Source organism: Achromobacter sp. HZ34, from assembly GCF_002209485.1.
Taxonomy (GTDB): domain Bacteria; phylum Pseudomonadota; class Gammaproteobacteria; order Burkholderiales; family Burkholderiaceae_B; genus Bordetella_C.
On sequence record NZ_NJIX01000002.1, the window covers coordinates 235,851 to 261,566 of the forward strand.

26 protein-coding genes are annotated in these 25,716 nt (G+C 63.4%); 14 read left to right on the forward strand and 12 right to left on the reverse strand.

Annotated features, from left to right (window positions below; translation table 11 throughout):
* From CEY05_RS07780 to CEY05_RS07805, 6 genes are all read right to left on the reverse strand, one after another.
* On the reverse strand, positions 1-1,761 hold the full coding sequence (locus tag CEY05_RS07780) for an L-aspartate oxidase (protein ID WP_088597934.1): 1,761 nt from the start codon (positions 1,759-1,761) through the stop codon (positions 1-3).
* 2 nt (positions 1,762-1,763) lie between these two features.
* Positions 1,764-2,111 (reverse strand): succinate dehydrogenase, cytochrome b556 subunit, encoded by a 348-nt coding sequence (gene sdhC, locus CEY05_RS07785; protein WP_088597935.1) that lies wholly within the window; start codon positions 2,109-2,111, stop codon positions 1,764-1,766.
* On the reverse strand, positions 2,108-2,443 hold the full coding sequence (locus CEY05_RS07790) for a succinate dehydrogenase (RefSeq protein WP_088597936.1): 336 nt from the start codon (positions 2,441-2,443) through the stop codon (positions 2,108-2,110). The genes sdhC and CEY05_RS07790 overlap by 4 nt, the downstream gene beginning before the upstream one ends.
* Positions 2,444-2,446: 3 nt before the next feature.
* Positions 2,447-3,217 carry a succinate dehydrogenase/fumarate reductase iron-sulfur subunit gene (locus CEY05_RS07795; protein ID WP_088597937.1) on the reverse strand — a complete coding sequence of 257 codons (771 nt, stop codon included), beginning with the start codon at positions 3,215-3,217 and terminating at the stop codon, positions 2,447-2,449.
* A 37-nt stretch (positions 3,218-3,254) separates the two neighbouring features.
* Positions 3,255-4,919 carry a thiamine pyrophosphate-binding protein gene (locus tag CEY05_RS07800; RefSeq protein WP_088597938.1) on the reverse strand — a complete coding sequence of 555 codons (1,665 nt, stop codon included), beginning with the start codon at positions 4,917-4,919 and terminating at the stop codon, positions 3,255-3,257.
* A 140-nt stretch (positions 4,920-5,059) separates the two neighbouring features.
* Complete coding sequence (locus CEY05_RS07805) at positions 5,060-6,010, reverse strand: LysR family transcriptional regulator (protein WP_088597939.1); 951 nt, start codon at positions 6,008-6,010, stop codon at positions 5,060-5,062.
* A 235-nt stretch (positions 6,011-6,245) separates the two neighbouring features.
* On the opposite strand from CEY05_RS07805, the gene CEY05_RS07810 reads away from it, so the two are divergent.
* Positions 6,246-7,313 (forward strand): tripartite tricarboxylate transporter substrate binding protein, encoded by a 1,068-nt coding sequence (locus CEY05_RS07810; protein ID WP_088597940.1) that lies wholly within the window; start codon positions 6,246-6,248, stop codon positions 7,311-7,313.
* Between the two features lie 76 nt (positions 7,314-7,389).
* Positions 7,390-8,445 (forward strand): tripartite tricarboxylate transporter substrate binding protein, encoded by a 1,056-nt coding sequence (locus tag CEY05_RS07815; RefSeq protein WP_088597941.1) that lies wholly within the window; start codon positions 7,390-7,392, stop codon positions 8,443-8,445.
* Between the two features lie 8 nt (positions 8,446-8,453).
* On the opposite strand, the gene CEY05_RS07820 is transcribed toward CEY05_RS07815, so the two are convergent.
* Positions 8,454-9,827, reverse strand: a complete 1,374-nt coding sequence (locus CEY05_RS07820) for an MFS transporter (RefSeq protein WP_233161420.1) — start codon at positions 9,825-9,827, stop codon at positions 8,454-8,456.
* Positions 9,828-9,927: 100 nt separating this feature from the next.
* Here CEY05_RS07820 and CEY05_RS07825 point away from each other — a divergent pair, with 100 nt between their 5' ends.
* The 6 genes from CEY05_RS07825 to CEY05_RS07840 all read left to right on the forward strand — a co-directional run bounded on the left by CEY05_RS07825 (position 9,928) and on the right by CEY05_RS07840 (position 13,184).
* Positions 9,928-10,848, forward strand: a complete 921-nt coding sequence (locus CEY05_RS07825; protein ID WP_198952720.1) for a LysR family transcriptional regulator — start codon at positions 9,928-9,930, stop codon at positions 10,846-10,848.
* Positions 10,849-10,860: 12 nt separating this feature from the next.
* On the forward strand, positions 10,861-11,091 hold the full coding sequence (locus CEY05_RS31680) for a hypothetical protein (RefSeq protein WP_233161421.1): 231 nt from the start codon (positions 10,861-10,863) through the stop codon (positions 11,089-11,091).
* Between the two features lie 50 nt (positions 11,092-11,141).
* The gene (locus CEY05_RS31685) at positions 11,142-11,291 is read left to right on the forward strand and encodes a hypothetical protein (RefSeq protein ID WP_233161422.1); all 150 of its coding nucleotides are present in this window, start codon (positions 11,142-11,144) and stop codon (positions 11,289-11,291) included.
* Positions 11,288-11,575: an alpha/beta fold hydrolase gene (locus CEY05_RS31690; RefSeq protein ID WP_233161423.1), complete on the forward strand. Its 288-nt coding sequence runs from the start codon at positions 11,288-11,290 to the stop codon at positions 11,573-11,575. Before CEY05_RS31685 ends, CEY05_RS31690 begins: the two co-directional genes overlap by 4 nt.
* 59 nt (positions 11,576-11,634) lie before the next feature.
* Positions 11,635-12,621 (forward strand): NAD(P)-dependent oxidoreductase, encoded by a 987-nt coding sequence (locus tag CEY05_RS07835; protein WP_255407753.1) that lies wholly within the window; start codon positions 11,635-11,637, stop codon positions 12,619-12,621.
* 80 nt (positions 12,622-12,701) lie between these two features.
* Positions 12,702-13,184: a RidA family protein gene (locus CEY05_RS07840; RefSeq protein WP_088597945.1), complete on the forward strand. Its 483-nt coding sequence runs from the start codon at positions 12,702-12,704 to the stop codon at positions 13,182-13,184.
* A gap of 112 nt (positions 13,185-13,296) precedes the next feature.
* Here CEY05_RS07840 and CEY05_RS07845 read toward each other — a convergent pair whose 3' ends face one another.
* The gene (locus CEY05_RS07845) at positions 13,297-14,973 is read right to left on the reverse strand and encodes a 2-isopropylmalate synthase (RefSeq protein WP_088597946.1); all 1,677 of its coding nucleotides are present in this window, start codon (positions 14,971-14,973) and stop codon (positions 13,297-13,299) included.
* A gap of 214 nt (positions 14,974-15,187) precedes the next feature.
* Between CEY05_RS07845 and CEY05_RS07850 the strand changes: the two genes are divergently transcribed.
* The 3 genes from CEY05_RS07850 (at position 15,188) to CEY05_RS07860 (ending at position 17,028) form a co-directional block, all read left to right on the forward strand.
* Positions 15,188-16,063 (forward strand): helix-turn-helix transcriptional regulator, encoded by an 876-nt coding sequence (locus CEY05_RS07850; protein WP_369825900.1) that lies wholly within the window; start codon positions 15,188-15,190, stop codon positions 16,061-16,063.
* Between the two features lie 72 nt (positions 16,064-16,135).
* Positions 16,136-16,630: an NUDIX hydrolase gene (locus CEY05_RS07855; RefSeq protein ID WP_233161424.1), complete on the forward strand. Its 495-nt coding sequence runs from the start codon at positions 16,136-16,138 to the stop codon at positions 16,628-16,630.
* Positions 16,627-17,028, forward strand: coding sequence for a GFA family protein (locus CEY05_RS07860; protein ID WP_233161425.1), 402 nt, complete (start codon positions 16,627-16,629; stop codon positions 17,026-17,028). Before CEY05_RS07855 ends, CEY05_RS07860 begins: the two co-directional genes overlap by 4 nt.
* On the opposite strand, the gene CEY05_RS07865 is transcribed toward CEY05_RS07860, so the two are convergent.
* Positions 16,997-18,499 (reverse strand): MFS transporter, encoded by a 1,503-nt coding sequence (locus tag CEY05_RS07865; RefSeq protein WP_088597948.1) that lies wholly within the window; start codon positions 18,497-18,499, stop codon positions 16,997-16,999. The two genes, CEY05_RS07860 and CEY05_RS07865, sit on opposite strands and share 32 nt — an antisense overlap.
* Positions 18,500-18,649: 150 nt before the next feature.
* The gene (locus tag CEY05_RS07870) at positions 18,650-19,579 is read right to left on the reverse strand and encodes a LysR substrate-binding domain-containing protein (protein ID WP_088597949.1); all 930 of its coding nucleotides are present in this window, start codon (positions 19,577-19,579) and stop codon (positions 18,650-18,652) included.
* Positions 19,580-19,684: 105 nt separating this feature from the next.
* Between CEY05_RS07870 and CEY05_RS07875 the strand changes: the two genes are divergently transcribed.
* Complete coding sequence (locus CEY05_RS07875; RefSeq protein WP_158219281.1) at positions 19,685-20,569, forward strand: EamA family transporter; 885 nt, start codon at positions 19,685-19,687, stop codon at positions 20,567-20,569.
* Positions 20,570-20,623: 54 nt separating this feature from the next.
* On the opposite strand, the gene CEY05_RS07880 is transcribed toward CEY05_RS07875, so the two are convergent.
* Positions 20,624-21,085: a MarR family winged helix-turn-helix transcriptional regulator gene (locus CEY05_RS07880; protein ID WP_088597951.1), complete on the reverse strand. Its 462-nt coding sequence runs from the start codon at positions 21,083-21,085 to the stop codon at positions 20,624-20,626.
* 181 nt (positions 21,086-21,266) lie between these two features.
* On the opposite strand from CEY05_RS07880, the gene aceE reads away from it, so the two are divergent.
* On the forward strand, positions 21,267-23,969 hold the full coding sequence (gene aceE / locus CEY05_RS07885) for a pyruvate dehydrogenase (acetyl-transferring), homodimeric type (protein ID WP_088597952.1): 2,703 nt from the start codon (positions 21,267-21,269) through the stop codon (positions 23,967-23,969).
* 143 nt (positions 23,970-24,112) lie between these two features.
* Here aceE and CEY05_RS07890 read toward each other — a convergent pair whose 3' ends face one another.
* On the reverse strand, positions 24,113-24,631 hold the full coding sequence (locus CEY05_RS07890) for a lipocalin-like domain-containing protein (RefSeq protein ID WP_088597953.1): 519 nt from the start codon (positions 24,629-24,631) through the stop codon (positions 24,113-24,115).
* 169 nt (positions 24,632-24,800) lie between these two features.
* Between CEY05_RS07890 and CEY05_RS07895 the strand changes: the two genes are divergently transcribed.
* Complete coding sequence (locus CEY05_RS07895) at positions 24,801-25,673, forward strand: LysR substrate-binding domain-containing protein (protein ID WP_088597954.1); 873 nt, start codon at positions 24,801-24,803, stop codon at positions 25,671-25,673.
* Positions 25,674-25,716: the final 43 nt, after the last annotated feature.

Consider the following 25,716-nt stretch of genomic DNA (forward strand, 5'->3'; position numbering starts at 1 on the left):
TTATGCCGCGGTGGCCGTCTGAACCACCGGTGGCGCGCCTGCCTCGTCTTCGATCAAGGACTCGCCGGGCTTGACGATGTCGAAGGAGACCGGGACCAGTTCCAATCGAAGCTGCTCGCCGTCCTGCGACACGCGTGTGTAGCGGCTGCCCATCAGGTCCGCCGTTTCCGGGAAATCCTCGCGGAAATGCGCGCCCCGGCTGTCGTCGCGGGCAAGGGCCGCGGTCCCGATGACTTCCGATATCGTCAGCAGGCTTTCCAGGTTCAGCCAGTCGTGCCAGCTGAGATTGAAGCGCCGGTCGCCATCCCTGACGCCGATCTGGCGCAAGGCGGCGCGGTGACCCGCCACGGCGGCCAGGCCGGCCTGCACGCTGTCGCGGGTGCGCAAGATGCCGATCTTGTCCCACATCGTCCGCGAAAGTTCTTCGCGTAGCGGCAGCGAGACGGCCTGTTGCCGGGAAAAGGGATATTCGGCACGGGCGATGCCCTGCTCGATCACGCGCTCGTCGGCATCGCGCCAGGGCGCGCCCGCCCTGACCGCCGCCGCCATGGAGTCGCCCGCGATGCCGCCGAAGACCGTGGAGTTGGCGACGCCGTTGCCCCCCAGGCGGTTGGCCCCGTGCACGCCGCCGCAATCCTCGCCCGCGGCATACAGGCCCGGCGAAGCCGTCGTGCAGTCCACGTCGAACTCGACGCCCCCCATCAGATAGTGCGCCGTAGGCACCACCTCCACCAGCCCGGCTGCCAGGTCGAAGCCGCAATCGGCGCAGCGCTTCACCATCCCGGGGAAGCTCTTGGCGACTTTCTCGGGACCCAGGTGCGCCATCTGGATGTAGACGCCGCCCATGGGCGAGGTGTTTCCGGCACGCATTTCCGCGTAAATGGCGCGGCTGACGATGTCCCGGGTGGCGCGTTCTCCGCGCGCGTCGTACTTGCTCATGAAGCGCTCCTGCGCGCCATTGAGCAGGAAGCCGCCCGCCCCGCGCAGGCCTTCTTCCAACACCGTCCCCGTCATGCGGGTATCGGGCCCGCCCAGCAGCCCGGTCGGGTGGAACTGCACCATTTCCATATCGCGCAGCTTCAGGCCGTAGCGCAAGGCCATGGCCAGGCCATCGCAGGTTTTTTCGCCCGACGGCGTGTGATAGAGGTACATCGTCGGCCCCGCGCCCGTGGCCAGGAGCACCGCCTTGGCCTGCACGAAGCGATAGCCGCCGCTACGCATGTCGATGAACAGCACGCCCGCGATGCCCGATCCGTCGCGCGCGGGCACCAGCTCGATGGCGCGGTGCTCTTCCAGACGGTGGACACCCGCCGCGCGGACCTGCTCCATCAAGCGGTTGATGATCTCGATACCCGTCAGGTCCGATTTGTGCACGGTGCGGTCGAAGCTCTGTCCGGCGAACGCTTTCTGGTGCAGGGTGCCGTCGGGATTGCGGTCGAAGAAGCAGCCGATCTCGTTTTCCAGTTCCTGCACTCTTTCGATTGCGCCCACTACCAGGCGCCATGCCAGGTCCTGGCGCGGCAGCCATTTGCCGCCCGCGATCGTGTCCATGAAGTGCCGCTCGATGGAATCGCCCTTGGCCAGCGCCACGTTGTAGCCGCCCTGGACCATGCGCGTACAGCCGCTCTTACCGATCAGGCCCTTGACCGCCACCGTCACGTCCAGCGTGGGGTCCGCCTGGCGCGCGTGCAGCGCGGCAAACAGGCCCGCGCCGCCTGAACCAAGAATGAGGATGTCCGTCTTGCTTCGTTCGATATGCATATTCAGAACACTCCCATCAAGAACACGACGCCGACCAGCATCGCCAGGCCCGTGCCCCATCCCACCCAACTCAGCCGCGCATCATTGGTCGCGCGCCAAGGGAAGAACTCCAGGACCAGCAGCCTGATCCCGAAGGCCAGATGCAGGCCGAGGAATATCACCAGCCCCCATTCGGCCACTTTCACCAAGGGCAACTCGGCGAATTTCAGAAAGCCGTCCAGCGGCGCCGCCCCTTCCAATGCCAGGCCGAGCGCAAGGAAGTGGAAAGGCAGGAACACCGCCAGCGCCAGGCCCGATACCCGATGCCCGATGAAGGCCCAATAGGCCTTGTGATTGCGCACTGGTTTCATGACATCCAGCCCCCCACCGCAACCACGGCACGCGCGCCCAGGCAGAACAGCACGACGCCAAAGACGGCACAGAGCTTCCCCGCCGCACCTCGCGGCATGCGGAACCACTCGATCAGGATGTTGCGCACGCCTATGGGCGCGTGAATGGCGGCCGCCACCACGAACACGCCATAGAACGCCAGCCAGAACCAGTTCCCTTGAGTGCGATGCAGGATGTCTTCGGCCCGCAGGCCGCCGCGCACCGCGTACAGGATGAGGCCCAGATGGATCAGGACGAACGGCGCCATCACCATTGCCGTCAGGCGCTGCAGGACGAAAAGCCGGTTATCCATCGCTCAATCCCCTTTGAAGAAATCCAGCAATGCCCGTTTTTTCAGCCCCGCGATACTGCCCGTCGGGCTCAGGCTGACTGGGCAATGGGTCATGCAGCTGCCCTGGGTATGGCAGGAGTTGCAGCCGCCATCCGCGGTCGCCTGCTTGATCGTGCCTCGTATGTCGCCATGGCGCTCGTCGTTGACCAGCGTCCAGGCACGATTCAGCGCCGCCGGGCCCAGATAATCCTTGTTCCAACTGACCACGTCGCAGGCGGCGTAGCAGACACCGCAATTGATGCATTCGATGGCCGCATCCGCGAGCTTGCGCTTGCGGCTCGTCGGATCCACCCGCGCGGGCGGATCTTCGCGGGTAGCGGTTCCCACGAAGCGTCCGCCTGCTTTCTGCCATTTGTCGAAGAACTCCGTCATGTCCACGACGAGATCCTTGATGCGCGGCATATTGCGCAAGGGCTCGATTTCGATGACGCCATCCTGCTGCACGTTGCTTACGTGACTGCGACAGGTCCAGCGCGGCTTGCCGTTGACTGTCATCGCACAGGAGCCGCATACGCCCACGCGACAGGAGAAGCGGTAAGACAGGTCCGGCTCGATCCGGCGCTGTATCTCGGTTACGACGTCCAGCACCGTCTGGTTCTCGCGCCAGGGCACTTCATAGGAGGCGAATCCCCCCTCCTCCGTCCCCCGCCAGATCCTGACTTTCAAGGTCTTGCCCTGGGCGACGGGACGTGCGCCGTCCTGCGCCGTGAAAGACGCACTCTTTGTTGTCTCCATCCTGCTATCTCCTGTGGGAGCTAAGCGCCGATCGCGGTCAGTGCGCGCCGGGCGCAGCCACCGCGACGTCGTAAGCGGGTGCCGCCTGTCCGTTCAATTCGATGTTGATGCAGGCGGCCCGGCGCGCCTGCCCCGCCTGTTCGAGCGCGAGGCCCAGGTCGGCCGGCGCCTTCACATAGGCGCCATGCGCGCCGAAGCCGGCCACGGCCAGGTCATAGCGCACGGACGGACTGAGGCTGCAGCCGATGAGCCGCTCGGGGCCGTACTCGCGCATCTGGATGACGTGCTCGGCGTTCCAGCGCGAGTCATTGCCCACCACGGCCATGAAACGGGCGTTCTCGCGGATGGCCGTCTCGAATTCCGTGAAATGAAAGCCCACCGTCCCATCGCCCATCAGCGCCACGATGGTGGCCTCGGGCCGCGCCAGGCTCGCCGCCACGGCATAGCAAAGCCCGCCGCCGATGGCGCCAGAAACGCCGTTGATCAATCGCGTAGGCGCATGGCAGAAGGCCTGGGCCCACTGGCCGAATTCCCCGCCATCGCAGATCAGGATGGGATCCGCGGACGTATCCAGGACTTTTTGCACCGCCGCACAGATTTCCGTCGGCAAGGCAGCGCCCGCCTGCCCATCGCCGGACTTGACGCTACCCGGCTTGAGCGTACGCATGGCCAGTGCGGCGTCGACCGTCGCACCCCACTCCCGGCCGCGCTGTCCCAGCCCGCCGGCCGCCGCGGTCGTCAACGCATCCAGCATCGCATCCGCATCGGCACGCACCGAGACCGTCAACCGGGTGCCCAGGAGATTACGCGCGCGGTCCAGCAGATGCTGTTCCGGGTCGACCACCAGCACCGGTGTCTCTGCATTCCAGGTGGGCGCCCGGCCAAAATCCAAGGTGAAGTCGAGCGGCTTGCCCACCAGCAGGACCAGATCCGCCTGCGCGAGCACGCTGGCAAAAGCCCCCAGCATCGGATCGCGCAGACCACGCGGGCTTTCCATGGGCACTACCGGCACACCCAATGCTTCCCGCAGCGCCTTCAAGCGCGACGCCGCGCGGCTTTCGTTGTGCATCGGGCCGGCCAGGATCAAGGGCCGCGCGGCTTGCGCAAGCTGCTGCGCGATGGCCGTCACGTCGGCTTGCGCCGGCTTCACGGTTTTGCGGGCTGGCGCATTCCCCTGGATGATCTGATCTTCGGGAACGGCCTGCTGCAGCAGGTCGAAAGGCAGCGCAACATGGACCGGCCCGGGCCGGCCCGACAGCGCCACGGTAATCGCCGCACAGACATCGCTCTGCAGCTCAGCCGCGCGGCGTGGCCGCAGGCTGGCTTTCACCAGAGGCGCGGTGATGTCCGTCTGCGCCAATTCCTGGAACGCACCCATGCCATCGGCCGCCAAGGGGGAATCGCCCGACAGCAGCAGCACGGGACTCTCCGCGCTACGTGCCGAAAACAGCGGCGACAGCCCGTTGGTCAGACCTGGCGCGGCCGTCAGCAGGGCGACACCGATCTGCCCCGTCAATTGCGCCCAGGCATCGGCCATATGCACGGCGGCCGCTTCGTGGCGCACGTGCACGATGCGTATCCCCGCATCGATACAGGCATCGTAGATCGGCATGATCTGATTGCCGGACAGACTGAAGACCGTCTTGACGCCGGCGCGTACCAACGCGTCGGTGACAAGATGCGCTCCTGAACGAGAGGACATGTCGCCACACTCCATCGGGACAGCACGCGACACCGCGATGCCGTCGATCACCCACAGGGCAGAATGGCGTCAGTTTATTGATCGTTGTTTTTTGAATCAAGCTTTTTTTAATACATTTTTTCTTAGCTTAATTCGAGCTTTCATCGCTGGGCGGCATTTCGGGGGCTGGACTTCGGGGCTCCCTTCGGCGCTTCATTTCCCCCTGTCCCGCCGCTCTCTTGCGCGAAGTACGCCTTGACCGCTTCCGTGAACCGGGTACGGGCGTGCTGCCGCCGTTCCAGCAGGCCCACGTCGCGACAGACGTGGACGCCCGGCACGCTGATCACCTTCAAGGTGCTGTCTTCGTCCCACGCGACGTTGGCCAGCCGCGGCACGATGGAAACGCCCAGGCCCTGCCGCACCAGCGCGACGATGGCCTCGACCGAATTCAACTCCATGCTGACCGTGATGTCGACGCCGCATTGCTTGATCGCTTCATCGACCAGACTGCCCGTCCAGGTGCCATGGTCAAAGCGCAAAAAGGGTGCGGTCCGAAGGATATGGAGCGGGTCATCCATTAGCAGGAAGTGGGGCTGCCTGGGCACGATGAGCACCAGGGGTTCGCTGTAGAGCGGGGTCCACACCATGGACACGGGCAAGGATCGGGGCGGCCGGGTGACCACCGCCGCGTCCAGTTCCCCTGCCTCGACCTGCGTGGCGAAATGCGCCGACAGCCCCGCGTAGAGACGCACATCCAGCCGGGGATAGTCGTGCTTGATACTCCACAAGGCATCGGAAAACGCGCCCATCAAGGCCGATACCAGGGCGCCCATCACGACGGACCCGCCCAGGTCTTCCGGACTCGATTGCTCCGACAAGCCCTCATAGCCCCTGACCAACTCCTGGATCTGCGGCAGGAGCTTGCGCGCCGAAGGATTCAGGACGACTGCCCGCGCACTGCGATCGAACAGCTGGCAGCGCAGGTCTTCTTCGAGCGCGCGAATCTGCAGGCCGACGGCTGCGGCGGTAAGCCCTACGTTCTTGCCCGCGGCGGCAAATGAGCCATGCCGCGCCACAGCAAGGAACGTCTTCAGCGTACGAATCGACGGCATGCCCGTCCCCCCTTGTTATTCGCAGATCTGCGCAATGACGCAGCGCGGCGAACTGATCGACGCCGTGCTTGCGCAAGCGATCGTGTGGCCTCTCGATGTCCCGGACCGTAAAGTGTTCCTTTGTCTCACGCCGAAAAATACTCGCTTTGCAAAGGGGATTCAATCACCAATACTCTGCGAAAAAAATCGTCGACACCATCCACGCGCTGTCGATGCACAACGATTGGAGACAAACATGCGTCGACCGCACGGCCGTTCTTCATCCCTGCTTTCCGCCTTCTTCCGCCGCCTGGGCATTTCCTGTCTTCCACTGCCCAAGCCCTGGTATGACGTGCCCGATCTCGTGACCATCGCCATGCTCATGATGGCAAGTGGCGCTGCCTGTGCGGCAGACCCGTACCCGAACCACCCCATCACGCTGGTCGCGCCGTTCACGGCGGGCGGCGACTCCGACATCGCCGCCAGGAACCTGGCCGCGCACGTCCGTGACGCCCTGGGCGGCACGATGGTCGTGTTGAATAAAGGCGGCGCCAATGGCGCCATCGGCTCGCAGTACGTTCACGATGCGGCGCCTGACGGGTACACCCTGCTGCTGGCACGCGTGGGATCGCAGGCCGTGCTCCCCGCCCTGCAAAAGGGTCTCACCTATAAATGGGATGACTTCACTTTCATTGGCCTGCTGGAACTCAATCCCATGGCCTGTGTGGTGAATTCAAAATCCAGGTACCACACACTCGATGATCTGGTAAGCGATCTCAAGGGCCGCCCCGGCAAGCTGAACTACAGCACGTCGGGCCCCGCGACGGTCTTGAACCTTGCCTCCCAGACCCTGCTTTCCGCCGCGGGCCTGCCTAAGGCCGGCGCTACCGAGATTCCTTACAAGGGCGGCGCCGACGCGACCACGGCGCTACTGGCCGGTGAAGTCGATTTTTCATGCAACAACGTGATTTCCCTGGTCGGACCGATCAAGGGAGGCACCTTGCGAGCGCTGGTCACCACATCCCCGCAACGCCTGCCCGATCTACCCGATGTGCCTACGGCGCGAGAACTGCACTATCCCCAGCTTGAATCAGTCAATGGGTGGAGTGCCTTATATGGACCGCCCGGACTTCCCGCCGACGTCAAGGCCAGATGGGCCAAGGCCTTGGTGGCGATGAAAACCAACCAGGATTGGCTGTCCGCGGTGCGACGTGTCGGCTCCGTGCCCAACGTGCTGAGCGCGGACGACACCCGCAAGTACGTCGCGGACCAGGTCGCCTTTTATACGACGCTCGGCAAGAAGCTCAATCTGGAGCTGAACTGAGCCCACGCTGTTCGCGGCACGGCGGCGTTGCTTGTCCGCAAGCGTGCCGCCCGACGCCTGTCATCCAGGAGACACAATGCGCTCACCCTCCCCTTGCTGTTCGCCCTTTCCTTCCCGCGTTGCGGCAACGCGTGACACCCGTCAGTGCCGTGGCCGGCGCAAGGCACTGCATGCCCTGGCCTGTGGGGCCGTGGCGACGGTGTTCGCCACTCTCGGTGCCCACGCCCAGGCTGCCGGCTGGCCCGACAAGCCTGTAAAACTGATCGTGCCTTTCGTTGCGGGCGGGGCGACCGACAACATCGGGCGCGCATTGGCGATGCGCCTGGGAACGATGTGGAAGCAAAGCGTGGTGGTGGAGAACAAGCCCGGCGCGGCGGGCATCGTGGGCGCCGAGTATGTCGCCCATGCGGAAGCCGACGGCTATACCCTGCTATTTGCGACTGGATCGATGTTTACGGTCAATCCTTCTCTCTACGCCACCATCCCTTACAAGCTCAAGGATTTCGCGCTGGTCAGCAATGTGGCGACGGGGCCCATGGTCGTCGCGGTTCGCACGAACTTGCCAGTACACAACGTCAAGGAGCTGATCGACTATGCCAAACAGCATCCCGGCAAGGTGAATTTCGGCTCGGCCGGCGTCGGCAGCCAGGTACACATGGCCGCGGAGAAGCTGGCCGATGCGACGGATATCAAGGTCGTCCATGTGCCGTACAAGGGCGAGGCGGCCGCCTACGCCGACTTGATGGCGGGCCATATCGATTTCGTGGTGGGCAATATCGCGGGGCTGGCGCCGCTGGTATCGAGCGGGAAAATCCGTGCGCTCGCGGTAACGGATAAGACCCGCGCCAAGATGCTGCCGGACGTCCCGACTGTCGTCGAGGCGGGCTATCCCCAGCTGCAAACCTACGGCTGGTTCTCGGTGGTGGCACCCGCCCGCACGCCACAGGCCGTGCTGGACAAAATTCAGCACGACATCGCGACCGCCTTGGCCAACCCGGAAACGAAACAGACCCTGGAAGCACAGGGTTGCGTCGCCACTCCTGATACGCCGCAACGGTTGGCGCAGACCATCGACACTGAATCGAAGCTCTGGCATGAGCTGATAATGAAACGGCAGTTGGCGGCCAATTAGGTGGATGCCTACCGGTGGATTCGGGCGATGCTGACCAGCGCCGATACCATTGCGACCGTGGATGCGATCAGGAAGGACAGCCGGGTAAACGCCGTATCGTATGCGCCGCTGCCCGGCACAATCGCCAAGGTCGCCGCTACCAGCGCGGCGCCCAGGGACTGGCCTATGGTCTTCGCGGTCGACAGCACGCCCGAGCCGATTGACGACAGCGGCGCCGGCACATTGCTCAAGATTTCGCTGTTGTTTGGAGGCAGGAATAGTCCATAGCCGATCCCGCACACCGCAACGCGCCAGAGGATGGAAATCAGCGCGGCCTGGGCCGGCAGGACTGCTATAGCGGCAAGCCCGATCGACATCAGGATCACCCCGGCTGACGAGAGCAACGTTCCGCTTACCCTTGCCGCGAGCTTGCCCGCCACCGGGGCGACCATCACGACGGCGAGAGGCCAGGGTGTAAAAACCAGGGCCGACTCCAGGACGCTGTAGCCGTAACGGTGCTGCAGCACGAAGGGCAACGCCACGATTGCCAGCCCCTGGGCCGTGAACATGCACAAGGAAGAAAGCACCGCCATCGAGAATCGGCTGGAACGGAAGATGTCGAGGGGCACGAGCGGTGTCCTCGCCCGCCTTTGCCAATACACCCACACCAAGGCAAGCAGCGCCATCGCCAGGAAATTGGTGACGACCGCCGCGCGGCTCCAGCTTCCCAACTGGTCCACGCCGACTACCAGGCCGCCCAGGACCGCGGCTGACAGCAAGGCGCCAGGGACATCGAAGCCCTTGCCGCTGCCACGGTCAGGCGGCAAGTTCCGATAGGTATAGAAGATGGCCAGGAGACCAAGAGGCAGGTTGATGAGAAACAGCCAAGGCCATGACAAATACAGAATGATCACGCCACCGAGCGCGGGGCCCGCCGACATGCCAAACGACACGACCAGCGCATTCCAGCCTAGCACGGTACTTAACAGCCTTGGCGGGAAAATCGTCCTGTACAAGCCGAGGCCCACCGTCACCATCGCCGCATAGCCGATACCCTGCAACGCGCGCATCGCCACCAGGGTACCGATCGATGTGGCTACCGCACAGCCCAGCGAAGATAGCGTGAAGACAATCACCCCCGCTCCGAACACGCGCCGCCGGCCAAGCTGGCCAGCCAGCGCAGCGAAGACCAGCATGCAGACCGCGCTGGCCACCTGATAGCTGTTGGCCACCCAGACGACAGACGCCTCCTCCACTTTCAACGCCGTGGCCATGGTTGGAAGCGCGATGTTCACGATTGAACTGTCGAGCGATCCCATCAATATCCCCAGCATGATGGCTGCCGCCGCCGCAACGCGCTGACGAGAAGAAAATTCCGGGCTTACATTGCTGGCATCTGGCACCGTACACGCACCTGTCTGAGTTCAAGCGGATCGGGCCGCAATCATCGGAAAATACCCAAGGACACACAATGCGGATTTCTTTCAGTCAGCCTTCCGCTGCTTGAAAGCCACGATCTCTGGTATCTTCCGCGGCATGCGTTTCGACCTGATGGACCTCCGCCTGTTCCTCGCTGTCACGGAAGCAGGAAGCATCACGCACGGCGCGGCTGCGGCAGGCCTTTCCCTCCCTGCCGCCAGCCAGCGGCTGCGCGACATGGAGACCGCCACCGGCGTGACGCTGCTCGATCGCAGCCGGCGCGGGGTGAGTCCCACGAGCGCCGGCGAAGCGCTCGCCCACCATGCCATCCTGGTGCAGCGGCAGATGGCGCAAATGCGCAGCGAGCTTGACGAGTATGCCCAGGGGCGCAGGACGGTGGTACCGCTGATGGCGCCTACCGCGGCGATCACTGAACATCTGCCGGCGCGCCTCGCGCCCTGGATGACGGCGCACCCCGAGATTGACGTCGAACTTAAAGAGCGACAAAGCTCGGAGGTCGTGCGGGCCATCCTGGCCGGGCTGACGGAAGTGGGCATCGTCTCCGACACGGTGAACACGGAAGGCCTGCATCTACGCCCATTTGCCGTCGACCGATTGGTCGTGGTGGCATCACCGGGCCACCCTTTGGCAACCCTGGAACACGTGTTCTTCGCGGATATTCTTCACGAAAATTTCGTGGGACTGGCACAGGGCGCACTGCAGGACAACCTGGACGGCCGCGCGCTCATCGCAGGAGGCCGGCTCAAGACCCGCATACGCACCCGGACGTTCGAGAGTATTTGCCATATGGCCGCAAAGGGTGTCGGCCTGGGCATCGTGCCGGAGACCACCGCCCTCGATTTCCAGCAGCGTACCGATCTTGCGACGCTGCGACTGGCCGACGACTGGGCCACCCGCCGGTTGTCGGTATGTACGCGCGCCAGCAACGATATGAGCGCATCGGCTCGCTCACTTGCAGACCATCTGGCATCCACTGATTCCTGAGCAGAGGCAAACATGTCGCCTATCATTCAGGCAACTATCGAAGCGCCCGGTCCCGCCGGTCCCTTACAGGGTACGCTGCTCTCCCCGGCCGCGAGTGGCGTTCCCGTGGTCCTCATCCTGCCCGGATCGGGTCCGACGGACAGAAACGGCAATAACCCCGCGGGCCTGAAATCCTCCACCTACGAATTGCTTTCCAACGGGCTGCTGCGCGCTGGTATCGCATCGGTGCGTATCGACAATTGAGGGAACAGCTTCGATCGAATCCCGCGAATGCCCCTGTCCTGGACAACGCGATGTCGGTGCTGCAATCGCTCGACGCCGGCGTGCCCGTTGAGTCCGGCAAGATCGATCCTGCATTGCTGCCGTTGTTCGCTCCGCCGGTCCAGCGTTTTCTGATGAGCGAGCTGACGGTTACCCGCGGCGCCTGCTGGCACACTATATGAAGCCGGTATTGATCGTGCAGGGTACGAAGGACATCCAGGTTTCTCCGCAAGATGCACAACTGCTGCGGCAAGCAAACCCACGCGCTGAGCTGGCGATGATTGCCGAAGCGAACCATGTGCTCAAGACCGTTCACACCGAGGAGAGGGACGAGAACCTTGCAGCCTATTCGCATCCTGGCCTGCCTCTGGCTGAAGGTGTACTAAGGACAATTTCCACGTTCATTCTTCGAAACGCGGGCACCACGGCTGTCACGCCCAAGACGCCGCCGGCAGGAGCAAAATAAAGCGGACACAGGCGATTAATTGCATTTACAATCGCCGCCGTTGCACACGAAATCAGGCATTGGCACCTGTATTCCAGAGCGGTGCCGCATGCGCCAAATCTCCAAGTCGACCGGTTCCAAGCTTTCAGGAGCTTCACCTCATGAACAACTCGATCGGATTCATTGGCCTGGGCGTGATGGGAACGCCAATGGCCCTCAACCTGGCCCGCAGCGGCGTGCCGCTCGCCGTCTGGAGCCGCTCCAACACCCACTACGATACGCTGCGCGAGGCTGGTGCCACGGTGGCCGAGAGTCCCGACACCTTGTTCTCCAGTTGCAAGACCGTCTTCCTGATGCTGGCGCACGAGGCGGCGATCGACGAGGTTCTCGGCCGGGGCACGCCCCTGTTCGACCGTCGGGTCGAGGACCGGTTGATCGTCAATATGAGCACCACCTCTCCCGAATATTCCCGGGCGCTGGCCGACGCCATCGAAGCCAGTCAGGGCCAGTATGTCGAAGCGCCCGTTTCAGGGTCGCGCAAGCCAGCTGAAGCGGGCCAGCTCGTCGCCATGGTGGCAGGCGCACCGGATCAGGTCGAAGCGGTCCGCGAGCTGATCAAGCCCATGTGCCGTGACAGCCTCGTCTGCGGGGATGTCCCAGGCGCGCTGACGATGAAGCTCGCCGTGAACCTGTTCCTCATCACCATGGTCACCGGCTTGGCCGAGGCCACGCATTTCGCCCAGTGCCATGGCATCGACTTGTCACAGTTCGCGCGAGCCTTGAATTCCGGCCCGATGGCCAGCGACGTTTCGCGCGTCAAGATCGACAAACTGGTGAAGCAGGATTTCTCCGTGCAGGCGGCCATCACGGACGTCTTGAAGAACAGCCGTTTGGTGGCGGAAGCCGCTCGCGGGATAGGCATCGCGTCGCCACTGCTGGACGTGAGCCACGCTCTCTATGGCGAAACCGAAGCGCTGGGACATGGACCGCTGGACATGGTGGCGGTGATCCATGCCATCGCACAGCGGACCGACCAAGCCGCCGGAAAAATGCCGCCTGCGCCATGACGTAGCGTGGCATTATTCATCTGCTGCTTCTGGCGCGCCAGGCGCGTTGCGATATTACGCTTCTACCGGAGCCACCTCCCATGTCCGCAGACCGCCGTTTCGAAGACCAGGCCCATGCCCTGGGCTTTTCCCTCACCGCCCCGATCAAGATCGGCGGCGATTACACGCCTGCGTTACGCGACGGCGACCTCGTCTACGTCAGCGGCCAGATCCCCCGCATAGGCGATGCCATCGCGGTCGTCGGCGCCGCCGGGGCGGACGTCGCGCTGGATCGTGCCTGCTTCGGGGCGTGCATCAGTACCATTCGTGCGCTGGCGCTGGTCAGGCAGATCTGTGGCTCGCTGGATTCGGTGATCAGCGTCCCTCGTCTCGGTGTCTTCATCCGCTCGGCGCCCGATTTCACCCAGCAAAGTGAAGTGGCAGACGCGGCCTCGCAGTTGCTGCGCACCGTCCTGGGCCCGCACGGCGCCCACACGCGCACGTCCGTAGGCGTCGCGCAATTGCCCAAGGGGGCAACCGTGGAACTGGAGTTCATCTTCAGGGTTACGCCTGCCACGGATTGATGCCAACGCTGGCATTGGCATAGGCTCAGGCGCCGCGGGATAACGCCCGCAGCGCCTTTTGCCCCGCCCTTTTTTGCTTGGGCTTGGTCAGCCGGCCCCATTCAGCCCCCTCTCAGCCGACCGCCTCCGCGTCGGCCGAGAACCTCGACGCCGCGCTCAAGACGGCCATTACCGATGCGGTAGCGATGTTGGCATGCCGGCCCACACCGAACCGCGACCCCGGCACACCTGGCCATGCGGCCTCCACGATCGCCAGCGCCGTGGCGTCCGCCCCCGCGCCCAGGCTGCGCTCCTCGTAGCTGTCGATACGCAGGGGCAAACCCAGCGCCGCCACTGCTGCGGCGATCGGACCGTTGCCCGCGCCTTCGAATGTCTGGACATGACCATCCTCCCGAACCAGTTCCAGGGTGATACCTTGCCCCAGCGGGTGCTCGCTCAATCGGTGGCCGCGATAGATGTAGCCGGGCTGCACGCGGGGAGGCGCCAGGTACGTCCGCTCGAACACATTCCACAGTTGCTCGCTGCTGAGTTCGGTCTCACTGGCATCGGCCAGCGCCTGGACGATGGCGCTGAATTCCACTTGCATACGACGCGGCATCACGACGCCGTGATCCCGTTGCAGCAAGAACGCGATGCCGCCCTTGCCCGACTGGCTATTCACGCGCACGATGCTGTCGTAGGTACGTCCCAGGTCCTTGGGATCGACGGGCAGGTACGGCACGCGCCAGCGCGCGTCGGGCTGTTGCGCGGCAAACCCCTTGGCGATGGCATCCTGGTGCGAACCGGAGAACGCGGTGAACACAAGGTCACCGACGTAGGGATGACGCGGATGAATGGGCAGTGCCGTGCAGGCCTCGGCCACACGCGCCACGGCGGCAATGTCCGAGAAGTCCAGTCCTGGCGCGATGCCCTGCGTATAGAGATTCAATGCCAGCGTCACCACGTCGAGGTTGCCGCTACGTTCACCATTTCCGAACAGGCAGCCCTCGACCCGCTGTGCGCCGGCAAGCAAGGCCTGCTCGGCGCACGCCACGCCCGTGCCGCGGTCGTTGTGCGGATGCACGGACAACACCAGGTGTTCACGCCGCTCCAGGCGCCGATCCATCCATTCGATCTGGTCGGCAAAGACATTGGGCGTGGACACCTCGACGGTGGTGGGCAGGTTGATGATCATCGGCCGTTCGGGCCCCGCGTCCCAGGCGCGGATGGCAGCATTGCAGACCGCCAGTGAAACCTCCAGCTCAGCCATGCAGAAGGTCTCCGGTGAGTACTGCAACACCCACTGCGTCTGCGGATGCCTGGCCGTCAACTGCTTGAACAGGTCTATGTAATGCTCCACCATGGCGATGATCTGCGCCACGCTCATCCCGAACACGATCTGCCGCCAGGCGGGCGCGATGGCGTTGTAGAAGTGGACAATCACGCGCCGCGCGCCGGCCACGCTGCGCACGGTTTCCTCGATCAAGTCGTCGCGCAATTGCGTGATGACCATGGGCGTGACATCGTCGGGGATCTTGCCGGCGTCGATCAGGTTCCGCACGATCTCGAAATCGGTGCGGGAGGCCGATGGAAAGCCGACCTCGATCTCCTTGAAGCCGATGCGCACCAGTTCGTCGAACAGGCGCAGCTTGCGCTCGCGGTTCATCGGTTCGAACAGCGCCTGATTGCCGTCACGCAGGTCGGTGGACAACCAGACCGGGGCGTGGGTCAACGTGCGCGATGGCCAACGACGGTCGGCGAGATCTACCGTGGGGGCGGGATGGTACTTGCGGGAAGGGTCGGTCAGCATGAGAAAGCTCCTGGGAAATCCGATGGCATCCGATTCCCCTTGCTCAAGACAAGCTGACGACGGTCGGGGTCAGGGGGAATCAGGATGGGTCAATGCGCGAACGTGCGCGCGCCGACCCCGACCGGGAGTCAGCGCGGATAGTCGGCGTAGCGAATGACCGAATACAGGCATAGGGAGGAATTCACCAGGGATACGGATCGTGTTCATGATAGGCTTGCCGCCGCAGTCCATCTACAAAAATACGGACATCCATTTCATCGATTTGGACAAACTGCCAAGCATGTATCTCCCTCCACCAACCGAAAGCGGCGATACGCCTGTCTGCAGTGCCGACCCGACCTCCGGCCTGCCCGTCTCCGGTGTGGCCGTCCGCTACGCAGGGGGACACGTGGTTCCCATGCACAAACATGCGCACGGCCACCTGATCTACGCCGACCGTGGCCTGCTGCGCGTGGAATCCGCCAGCGGCCAATGGCTGGTGCCGCCGACCGCGGCGGTATGGTTGCGTCCGCATGTCGAGCACCGGCTGGTCGTCCCCGTTGCGCTGCAGGCGCATGGCTTGTTCATGCGGGAAGACACGTGCGCCCGTCTGCCGGCCTTCGATGGCGTCATGCACGTTTCCGGCTTGCTGCGGGAGTTGATCCTGGGGCTGACGAACAACCGCAGCCCGCCGCGGTCCGAGCGGTACCAGGAGCTTCTGGGGGCACTCCTGGCAGAAGAATTGTGCGCGCAACCTCGCCTCCCGTTCCATTTGCCATGGCCGGCCGATGACGCCTCGGGGACGATCCACCGGGTCTGCCAGGCGCTGCTGCAGGCGCCGGGCGATACCGCCACCGCGACCGATTGGGCCAGCCGCCTGGCGATGGGGGACAAGACGTTTCACCGGCGCTTTCTGCAGGCAACGGGCATGACTTTCGGCAAGTGGCGCCAGCAACTGCGGTTGATGTCGTCGCTGACCCTGCTTATGAAAGGCATGCCGATCACGCAGGTGGCGCTGGCCAGCGGCTACGAGAGCCATAGCGCCTATGCGACGGCATTCCGCAAGCAGTTCGGGGAGCCACCTTCCGCGTTCGTGGCGAACACGGAGTAGGCGTGGTGGGCGAAGTACGCATGTACGCGTAGTATTGAATACCTTGCCTCTACTTGCCTCATAACTGGCCTCATGAGCGAAGCCACCATGACGACACCTGCTTCTCTTCCCGCCCTGCCCGCCGAGGGTTCGCGCCCGATCGCGGCGACGATCGCGGTGGTTATCCGTTCGGACAATGTCCTGCTGGTCCGGCGTGCCAATCCGCCCGACGCAGGGCGGTGGGGATTTCCGGGTGGAAAGGTCGATTTCGGGGAAACCATCGAGATGGCCGTCCTGCGCGAACTGCTTGAGGAAACGGGCATCCACGGCGAAGCGCCGCGCATCTACACGGCGGTCGATGTCTTCGACCGCGACGCTTCCGGGTCGCTGCACCGGCACTTCCTGTTGATCGCGGCGTTGTGCCGCTACGTGAGCGGCGAACCGGTACCAGGCGACGATGCCCTCGATGCCCGATGGTTTCCGCTCGACTCGCTGGATTCCGCGGAACTGGCGCTCAGCCTGAACGTGGCACGAATCGCGCGCGAAGGTGCCAGGTTGCAAGCGATGCTCGCGGAGGGGGAACCATGAACGCCAGCGTGGGGGCGACGAAGACATATCGAGGGTCATGCCATTGTGGCGCATGCCGTTTCGAGGTCGATATGAACCTGGATCATGTGCGCAGCTGCAATTGCTCTATCTGCCGCAAGCGCGGCGCCTTGAATCACCGGGTTCCCGCCGAAGCGTTCCGCCCGCTCACGCCACTCACGGACCTGACGATCTACCAGTGGCATACCCGCACGGCCAAGGATTATTTCTGTCCGACGTGCGGCATCCTGCCATTCAGGATTCCAAGTGCCCCCACTGCCGAAGAATTGGCTCAGGGCGCGGTTCCGTTCACAGGCTGGGTCATCAACGTCCGCTGCCTTGAGGGTGTGATTCTTGAAGACATTCCGATCAAGAAAATTTTCGGTGCGGATCTTTCCTGACGGGACTCGTACGTAGCGTGGCAGGACGCAGCCGGGCCGACAGGAATCCGCCCATGGCAAGCAGCGCGATGTTGCAGCCCAAGGTGACGGCAAAGGCGTGCTTGTAGCTGGCGGCGGTCGGAGACTGGCCCAGTACGGAATAGAAGACGCCGCCGATGACGGCCACGCCCAGGGCCGCACCGATCTGGAACGTCGAGATGACGACACCCGAAGCCAGGCCGGCGTGCCGCGCTTCGACATTGCCGATCACAGCCTTGATGACGGAAGGCATCACGATGCCGTAGCCTGTGCCCGCGACCGCCAGGGCGATCTCGGCAAGGTGCCCGGCATCGGCACCGATGGCGCCGATCAATCCCCCGAATCCCAGCACCTGGATTGCGAATCCAAGGGTCAGCGCTCGCGGACCCAACCGCTGCATCAAGCGTGCAGCGGCAAGAGACGCCAGGAAATAGCCCAGGCCGAAAGGCAGCATGCGCAGGCCCGCTTCCAGCGGCGTAAGGCCCAGTCCACCCTGCAGATAGACGGAATACGCCAGGTAAAAGGCAGAAAGCATGTAGTAGAGAAACGCCATGGCGACGCCCGTGGCGAATCCGGGAACCTTGAATAGCACCAGGTCGACCAGCGCACTGCCACCACGCGCGGTCAGGGCTCGCTCGTAAGCCAGGAAGGCGATCAAGGCAAACGGTGCCAGCGACAGCATGGCGATGGTCCAGAGGGGCCACCCTGCCCCACGCCCCTGGATCAGCGGATACACCAGCAGCCCCAGCGTCAGGGAAAGCAGCAGGACTCCGCCTGCATCCAGGCGCTGATCGGCGTGCGCGCGCGATGCGGGAAGCAGGTAGCACCCGCCCACATAAGCCGCCAGGCCGATTGGCGCGTTGATCAGGAAGATTGCCTGCCACGCCAGACCGAATGGATGAAGCGTGACCAGCGCCCCTCCAAGAATCTGCCCCGCGATGTTGGCAAGCCCGAAGGTCGCGCCGTAGAGCGCCAGGGCTCTGCCTTGTTCGGAATCGCGAAAGATCTCGCGGATCGTGGCCAGCACTTGCGGCGCCATCAGTGTCGCGGTGAGCCCCTGCAGCATGCGCGAGGCGATCAGGAAGGCTGGCGAGGCAGCCACCCCGCACAGTACGGACGCCACGGTGAAGCCCAGAACGCCCAGCAGGAACATGCGCTTGCGTCCCAGCAAGTCTCCAAGGCGGCCACCGGTGATGAGGAATACCGCATAGATCGCGGCATAGGCAGAGATGACGAACTGGGCATCGCTGGCCGTCGCGCCCAGGTCGTGCCGGATTTCAGGCAACGCCAGATTGACCACATTGAAATCGAGGACAGGCAGGAAGGCGCCCGTCAGCAATACCGGCAGGGCCAGCCAGCGGCGCGGGTGCGGATCCGCCTCGCAACCATCCCTGACACCGACTCCAGCGGATTGATGATGGAATGCGGGTGACTCTTGATTTGAGGCAGGCATGATTGGCGATCGCTTGGCAGCGCTTCCCGACAAAGCCGACCGTTGTGGCCGGCCCAACGCGATGCAGTGTGCCGGCCTCCAGACATAATGGGTAGATATGCCTATTTATTTCTAAAATAATAATTTCAAATGACCGCTTTTTCGAATATTTCACTCGGCCGTTTTCCGGGCGGCTTCGAAGCTATCGCGAGGATGGGACGCCACGGCCGAGGACAGCCAGGAACGGAACGTCGAGATCTTGGGCTCCGCCTGCCGCGCGAGGGGACAGACGAAGAAATAGCCGTAGCGGGTCGGGCACGCCTTGTCGAACAAGGACACGAGCGTGCCGGCCGCCAGCGCGTCGGCGACCAGCGTCTCACGCAACAGTCCCACTCCCGCCTGATTGATTGTGGCGATCGCGACAAACGCCGGATCATCCGCCACGATTTCTTCCATCGGCGGAAACTCGAGACCGAAATACTCGAACCAGTCGCGCGGCGAATCATGGCTGTCGCGTATCAGGCGCAGGCCCGCGAGATCGGCCGGCGTGCGAGGAAGATGCCCGTCCCTGAATGCCGGGCTGCAAGCCAGGATCAAGCGATCCTCCAGCAGCGGCAGGGCGTGCAGGCCCGGCCAGCCGCCCGCGCCATAACGGATCGCCGCGTCGACGCCATCGTCCGTACCGAAATGGGTAAGCGCTTGGGTCAGCCGCACGTCGATCAGCAAATCGGGATGGCGTTCGAAAAATTGGCCCAGGCGCGGCGCCAGCCAGCACGCGCCAAATGAAGGATGCACGCTGAGGGTCATCCTGTGCTGCGGCAGGCTGGGCGTGGCGGCACGCAATACGGTGTCGAGGCGATTGAACAGCCCGCTCAGGTTGAGCGCCAGACTGCGCCCGGCCTCGGTCAGCGTGATGCCGTGACGACCGCCATCGAACAGCGGGACGCCCAGATGCCGCTCAAGATCCTTCACCCTGTGGCTGACAGCGCTGGGCGTGACATTGAGCTCTTCGGCCGCGCGCGCCACCTGTCCCAGCCGCGCAACCGCCTCGAACGCGCGGAGCGAAGCAAACGAAGGAAACGAGCGGGACGGCGTTTGCATGATTTTTTATCTCGATCATTGATATCTAGTCAATTTACGCAGCGGTACCCCTGTCCCGACTATAGCGATCCTGCAAGGAGAAGCTGCATGAAATCGCGCGACGTGTTGTTGGCGGTCATCGTTACCGCCTTATGGGGCATCAATTTTTCCGTCATCAAGATCGGCTTGGGTGCTTTCGACCCTTTCCTGCTCGCCAGCCTGCGCTTCGTGTTCTGCGCGCTGCCATGGATATTCGTCTTCAAGCGCCCCCGGGTGCCGTTCAGCTTCGTCTTCTGGTACGGACTGGTACTAGGCGTCATGCAGTTCGGCATGCTGTTTCTCGCGATTCGGCTTGGACTCTCCGCGGGCCTGGCTTCCGTGGTGCTGCAGTTGCAAGTGTTCTTCACCATCGGCTTCAGTGCCCTGACCATGGGTGAACGCATCACACCACGCCAACTCTCGGGAATGCTGCTGGCCTTCGCCGGCGTCCTGGCCGTGACCCAAACGACGGATTCGGGCAATGTCCTGGCGATTGCGTTCGTCGTCGGGGCGGCTGCATCATGGGGTATCGCGAATATCATCGTCAAGCGATCGGGCGCGTCCGATATGCTGGGATTCACGGTCTGGTCCAGCCTGATCCCGCCGATTCCGCTGCTGGGATTCGCGCTCCTGGTCAACGGCCCAGAACGCGTCGCGGCCGATCTGACACATGTCGATTGGCGTGGACTCGCCGCCGTACTCTACCTCGTATATCCAACGACGCTATTCGGATACTCCGCCTGGAATTACCTGCTGCGCAAGTACCGGACGTCGCTGGTGGCGCCATTGACCTTGCTGGTCCCGATTTTCGGCATGTTCGCATCTATGTCGATCTTCGATGAAGAACTGACCGCGCGCAAACTGTTGGCGGCCGGCCTGGTGCTAGGCGGCCTTCTGATAAACATGCTGGGCGGATCGGTGCGCCGGGGCAGCAGCCGTACGCCTCAGCGACAGCCGATCGAGCCGTCCTGACCATGATGGCGCTTGCCCTGCCCGCGCGTTTCCGGCCCGCTGCCAAGGCCAGGATCAGGCCGCGGGCGCCCCGGCGCGCAGCGACCGCGCCACGGCGGCCGTCCGGTCCAGGCCCTCGGCGAAGCTGGCCTGTTGCTCAGGGCTGAACTGGCTCAGGAATACCTCGGCGACCGTGGACTCATAGACTTTCCACATTTTCTTGCGCAAGGCACGCCCTTCCTTCGTGATGGCGACAAACGCGGCGCGGCCATCGTCGGCGGATCGGGTGCGCTTGACCAGGCCCTCCTGCTCCAGCCGATCCACCAGGCGCGTGAGGTTGTAGCGCTCGATCGCCAGCGCATCGGCCAGTTCGTGCATCCGCCGTTCGCCTCCGGGTCCGCTTTCCAGCCCCCAAAGCGCGTCGTACCAGGCATAGACCGGCAGGTTGGCCGCCGACAGGCGATTCTCCACCTCGCGGATGAGCAGACGGTGGGTGCGCACGAAAGAAAACCAAAGGTCGGTGCCGGCAGTCGTCATGGAAAGATTCCCCTCTTTTCAAGTTGCGTTTGCAATTCTAGAACACAACACTACAATTGCCATTGCAACGATTGCACATGCAATCAGAAAACAGAATCATGCATGACTGCGGCGCACCTGCCTGCCAGGGCCAGCCGCCGGCAGCCAGGCATCTACACCCGATTCCACCTGGAGAGCCGCTGTGAATCACCCCTTTGAGCTGGTCGACGTCGATCCGCAGGAAACCCAAGAATGGCTGGAAGCGCTGCAGGCCGTCGAAACCGTGGAAGGCCGCCCGCGCGCGCATTACCTGATCGACCAGCTGACCGAGTCCGACGCCGCCCGCAACGGCGACCTGCATGGCCGCGTCACCAGTGCCTACGTCAACACCATTCCCACGCAACGCCAGCCCGTCTACCCTGGCGATCTGAATATCGAGCAGCGCCTGAACGCCTACATCCGCTGGAATGCGATGGTGATGGTGCTACGGGCGGGCAAGCATTCCAACGTCGGCGGCCACATCGCCACGTACCAATCAGCCGCTGTCCTGTACGACGTCGGTTTCAACCATTTCTTCCGTGGCCGTACCGACACCTTCGGCGGCGACATGGTCTACGTCCAGGGCCATTCCGCTCCCGGCATCTACGGGCGCGCCTACCTGGAAGGACGCATCAGCGAAGCACAACTGGACAATTTCCGTCGGGAGGCGGGACGCGACGGCCTGTCGTCCTATCCGCACCCCCGCCTGATGCCGGAATTCTGGCAGTTCCCCACCGTGTCGATGGGCCTGGGCCCGCTTACGGCCGCCTACCAGGCGCGCTTCATGCGTTATCTGGAATACCGCGGTTTGCTACAGCACCAGGGCCGCAAAGTATGGGCCTTCCTGGGCGACGGTGAAATGGACCAGCCTGAGTCCCTGGCGGCAATTTCCGTGGCTGGGCGCGAACGCCTGGACAACCTGATTTTCGTCGTCAACTGCAATCTGCAGCGCCTGGACGGCCCCGTGCGGGGCAACAGCAAGATAGTCCAGGAACTCGAAGGCACGTTCCGCGCGGCCGGCTGGAATGTCATCAAAGTTCTTTGGGCCAGCGGCTGGGACGACCTTTTGCAGCGCGATACCAGCGGTCTCCTGCGCCAGCGCATGATGGAATGCGTGGATGGCGAATACCAGACTTTCAAGTCGCAGAACGGCGCCTACGTGCGAGAGCACTTCTTCGGCAAGTATCCGCAGCTGCTGGACCTGGTGGCGCACCTGTCCGACGATGAGATCTGGGCATTGACGCGGGGCGGCCATGATCCGGAGAAAGTGTATGCGGCCTACGCGCAAGCGGTGAGCAACGAGGGCCGTCCCACGGTCATCCTGGCCAAGACGGTCAAGGGCTTCGGCATGGGTGAAGCCGGCGAAGGGCAGAATATCAACCACCAGCTGAAGAAAATGAGCGCGGATGCGGTACGCGCCTTCCGTGACCGCTTCTCGCTGCCAGTCGCCGACGACCAGCTTGAGGAAATGCCTTATCTGAAACCGGCACCGGACAGCGACGAGGGACGGTACTTCGCGCGGCGCCGCGCCGAACTGGGCGGCTATGTCCCGGCCCGTATCAGCACGATCGCGCCTCTTCCCATTCCCCCGCTGAGCGCGTTCGCCACGCAATTGAAAGACAGTGGCGAGCGTGGTGTCTCCACCACCATGTCCTTCGTGCGCATTCTCACGACCTTGCTCAAGGATCCCGTCCTGGGAAAACTGATCATCCCCATCGTGCCGGACGAATCGCGCACCTTCGGCATGGAAGGATTGTTTCGCCAGATCGGCATCCACTCCTATCTGGGGCAGCTCTACACCCCGCAGGATGCGGGCCAGCTGAGCTATTACAAGGAAGCCAAGGACGGCCAGATCCTGCAGGAGGGCATCAACGAATCCGGCGCGATCGCATCATGGATCGCGGCCGGTACAGCCTACAGCAACCATGGTCTGGCTGCCATTCCCTTCTATATCTTCTATTCCATGTTCGGCCTGCAACGGGTCGGCGACCTGGCCTGGGCGGCTGGCGATGCGCGCACCCGCGGTTTCCTGCTGGGCGCAACGTCGGGCCGCACCACGCTCATGGGAGAAGGCCTGCAACATGATGATGGCCACAGCCATGTGCTGTCCTCCGTCATCCCGAATTGCGTCTCCTACGATCCCACCTTTGCCTATGAGCTGGCCGTCATCATCCAGGACGGTTTGCGTCGCATGTACTCAGAGCAGGAAGACGTCTACTACTACATCACCCTGCTCAATGAGAACTACCCGAATCCAGGGCTGCCGGAAGGAAGCGAAGCCGGCATCCTCAAGGGCATGTATCTGCTGCGTGACGGCCTGGCGGGCGGCGCGCAGGAGCATGCCACGGCATCGAAATCCCCAATCAGGCCGCACGTCCAGCTGATGGGCAGTGGATCCATCCTCCGCGAAGTCATCGCCGCGAGCGACCTGCTGCTACAGGACTTTGGCATCCCTAGCGATGTGTGGAGCGCCACCAGCTTGACCGAATTGCGCCGCGAAGGGCTGGCCACGGAGCGCTGGAACATGCTTCATCCCGATCGCGAGCCGCGCGTGCCGTACGTCAAGCAGTGCCTGCAGGACCGGTTCGGACCAGTCGTGGTCGCGACTGACTATATGAAGATCATCGGAGACCAGATCCGGCCATTCATCGACGACCGTCGCTTCATCAGCCTGGGCACGGATGGCTTCGGCCGTTCCGACACGCGCGAGTCCCTGCGGACCTTCTTCGAGGTGGATCGCCACTTCATCGTCCTCGCCGCGCTCAGCGCGCTTGCCAGCGATGGCGAGATCCCGCGTTCAATCGTCAGCGAGGCGATCCAGCGATATGGCATCGACGTGGAGAAACTCGACCCCGCCACCGTCTAGCCAGGATTGGAGATGGGCGACTTGCTGCACACCATGCGCCAGCCTGGTGGCCTGTGGCCGAATGCGGCCTTGACGCGGCCGGTATCGTCCGCGCGATCCGCGCGTTCACTGGCCGCATCGACCCACGACGCGGCCAGTAAGCCTTAGTTCACACGGCGCCAGATCGAGATCGGCACGTCGCCATTCGGCCGTGCGGTCACCTTGTAGCTCAGGGTGCCGTCTTTCAGTTCATAGGTCCGCTTTTGCTCCTCCCCTTCCCAATTCGGGAACGACGCATTCTGGATGTGGAAGACCAGTGTGCCCTTGGCGGGGTCGACGCTGAGGGTACCGAAGTGCGTACTCGATCCCATGACGGCCTCCTTATATTCGGCCGGCGTGGCGGCGGACTTGTCCGGCGATGCAAAGCGCTGGCGCTCCGACTTGAAAATCTGCAGGGAATAGCGCCCCTGCTTATCCACGATCAGCAATCCCTTCGGCGCGGCGCCGTAGTCACGCCCTCTCGATCCGTCGGGATGCTGGACATCGGCCGCAACGAGCGTCCAGGTACCCGCCATGGATGACGCAGCTGCCGGCGTATTCGCCGAGGCGACCGCCGACGACAACGACGCCGTCACGAACAAAGCCGTGGCGACACCAAACTTGAATGAGGAACGATGATGCATTTCTTCTCCAGACTACGAATAAGGACTGCCGCGAGTCGCCGCCTTGTGTCGAAGGACGACGACTCGGGCATCGGGCGTAGCGTTCGTCACGCTGCACCTTTGCATGATAGGTATGCGACGCCCACGTGGATGCGATAATTCGACACCCTCGATTCAGAAAAACCGCATCATGCTTCTACCGAATCTTGATATGGATGCGTTACGCACTTTCCTCACCGCGCAGCAGGCGGGAAGCCTGGTCCGTGCCGCCGAGCAGGTGGGCCGTTCTCAGTCAGCCGTCAGCCAGCAGATGCGCAAACTGGAAGTGCAAGTCGGCCAGCCGCTGTTTCGCCGGCAGGGACGGGGCTTGACGCTGACGGACGCCGGCGAGCAGGTGCTTTCCTATGCGCGCCGCATTCTTGAACTGAACGATCAAGCGATCATCGCATTGCGGGGGGCGTCCCTGGAAGGCAGCGTGCGCTTCGGTTTGCCCGGTGACTTTGCCGAAACCTGGCTGCCTGCGGCGCTGGGGCAATTCAAAAAGGCACACGCCGGGGTACGCGTGGAGGTTTCCGTCGAGCGCAATGGCGCCCTGCTCGAACGGCTGGATCGCGGGGAGCTGGATCTCGTCCTGGCGATGGGCTATGAACGCCGCGAAGATGCCGAACCTGTCGCCACCTTGCCAATGACGTGGATAGGACCGGCGACGGACGCCGTCATTCTGCGTCCGGGCCGGCCCCTGGATCTGGCGCTGTACAACCCGCCATGCTTTTTTCGCCGGGCGGGATTGGAGGCATTGAATGGCGCGAACATCGCATGGAGACTGGCCTATACCACCGCCAGTTTGAACAGTCTCTGGTCGGGTGTCGCGGCTGGCCTGGGCATCACATTGAGAACAGGCAGCGGTTTACCTGCTACGTTGAGGCCACTTGGCGAGCAGGATGGCCTGCCTCCCCTCCCCGTCGTAAAGCTGTGCTTGCACGCAGGCGGGCGGGAAATCTCGCCTGCCTTGGCGCGCCTACGCGAAGCCGTGATAGAGAGCGCCCTGGGGAATCTGCAGTAGAGCAGGTACTGAAGATACCAGTATTGCCAATGGCCTTGATGCG